Here is a 1,945-nt window from a genome sequence, read left to right on the forward strand (position 1 = left end):
TTCGTTCGTGGAGAGCTTTGTTGTCAACTAATCTTACACAGCCCAATGTGCGCCGCAATAGCGACTCTTGTTCGGGTGTTGGGTAAAATCGAAACGAATAGGCTTTTTCCATACCTCACATTTTAGCATATATTTCGTAAATGTGCTAATATTTAACAGTAAAGCCGTCGTTCTACGACGGGGTTTCAGACCCAAATTTTCGATGATTCATCAACCCCCGGCGGGGACAAGGGATTTATTACCCCTAGAAGTTACCCAAAAAGGCTGGATTAACGATCGCCTTCAGTCTGTCTTTCAGCGTTGGGGCTATCAAAGGATCGTCACCTCCACCATTGAATGGCTCGATACCCTCACCGCAGGCGGTGCGATCGATCCCAGCACCGTGATCCAACTCCACGGGGATAGTCAAGGACTATCGGGATTACGCCCTGAATTAACCGCTTCCATTGCCCGCAGTGCCGTCACCCGCATGAGTGGGGAGTCCTATCCCCAACGTCTCTGTTATCGGGCTAACGTTTTTCGTCGCCCTAGCGCCGGTTATCACGGTCGTCAAGTGGAATTCTATCAAGCGGGGGTAGAACTGCTCTTTTCTGGCGGTTTACTAGCTGATGCCGAGATTTTACTGCTCCTAGCCGACTGTTTCGATAGTTTGGCCGTCCCTAACTGGCAGATTATTTTAGGAGAAGCGGGTTTGACTCGTTCGCTACTTTCTCCCTTTCCGGCTCCCTTACGCGAACAGGTGAAACGCTGTTTAGCCCTCCTCGACTACGTTAGCCTCGAAAATCTTCCCTATCCCAACGAAACCCTCCGGCAGCAAGCCCGACAATTATTTCACCTGCGCGGTAATCCTGAGGATGTCCTCGCACAAGTGGCAGTATTAGCCCAGGAAGAATCAGCCCAAAAAGCCGTTAATAACCTTAAATCCCTAGTAGAGCTGCTTAATGCCGATCGCTCTTGGCCTTTCCCCCTAATTCTCGATTTAAGTCTGATTCAAACCTTTGATTACTACACCGGCATCGTTTTTAAGGCGGTTAGTTATCACCAGCAAAATCTCAGTATTTTAGGCCAGGGCGGACGCTATGATCAATTATTGGGCGTTTTTCATCCCCAGGGCCAATCGGCTCCGGGTATCGGTTTTTCCCTGAATATCGAAGAACTGCACGAAAGTTTATTATCGGGGCAGACTTTACCCACTCAAGCTGCCCCCCTCGACTGGTTGCTTATCCCTTTGGGTAATAACGCCCAGATAGCGACTTTTAGTAAAGCTCGCTCCCTTCGCAACGGTGATCCTAATCTGAGAGTGGCGATCGATTTAGGGGGTCGCAGCGAGGCACAAATTCGTACCTATGCCCGCGATCGGATGATTAAAAATCTCGCCTGGGTGCAAGAAGATGGTTCCGTGAGCGAAGAATCTCTCTAAAAGGGGGCAAAAGCAGCGGAAATACTGGCTTCTGCCCGCTGCTATAGGACTCTATCTAGGGCTTGCTGAATAATGGTAAAACCCTTGTTGGTTAAGACTTTTAGAGTTTTTGTAAATCAAAAAGTACCAGATATGGGAGTGATCGGGGGGAAAATTCAGGGACTTTTTCCCTGAAAATTAGGTAATTGACCCCTTCAAAATCGGTAAAACCCTACACCCCACCTGCCCCCCCGATGTCGGGTAGGGTTGATTCATTTAAATTAAGTACAGCTGATTTTGAGTCAATAAATTTGAATGAAAATTCTCAAGTTTATCTTTTTCTAATCAAAATAGTTAGTCACAATAACTAATCTTTAATCCTCTGCCAATATTGATTATGAATAAATTGATAAAGCTTGTTCCCAAGCCACTAAAAGCCTATCTCTCTTGAAATTGTCTGAGAGTACATCCTGTTAATTTAGCTAATTTTTCTGCTTCTTACGTCGATAAAACTATCAGTTTTTCCCAACGTTCAGCTAACCACCT

General features: G+C 46.3%; 2 protein-coding genes. One reads left to right on the top strand and one right to left on the bottom strand.

The window, feature by feature from the left end:
- Nucleotides 1-112, bottom strand: a 112-nt coding sequence (locus tag O9295_RS04655) for a helix-turn-helix domain-containing protein (protein ID WP_288032057.1), incomplete at its 3' end; no start/stop codon positions are given.
- A 90-nt stretch (nt 113-202) separates the two neighbouring features.
- On the opposite strand from O9295_RS04655, the gene O9295_RS04660 reads away from it, so the two are divergent.
- Entirely contained in the window at nt 203-1,420 is a 1,218-nt protein-coding gene (locus O9295_RS04660) for an ATP phosphoribosyltransferase regulatory subunit (protein ID WP_288032054.1), read from the top strand.
- The last annotated feature ends 525 nt before the right edge of the window (nt 1,421-1,945 follow it).

The sequence above is a fragment of the Microcystis sp. LE18-22.4A genome (assembly GCF_027531105.1).
In the GTDB taxonomy this organism is placed as follows: domain Bacteria; phylum Cyanobacteriota; class Cyanobacteriia; order Cyanobacteriales; family Microcystaceae; genus Microcystis; species Microcystis aeruginosa.

Excerpts from the sequence above, each read along its gene's own strand:
- O9295_RS04660 (WP_288032054.1), top strand. The coding sequence starts at position 203 with ATGATTCATCAACCCCCGGCGGGGACAAGGGATTTATTACCCCTAGAA.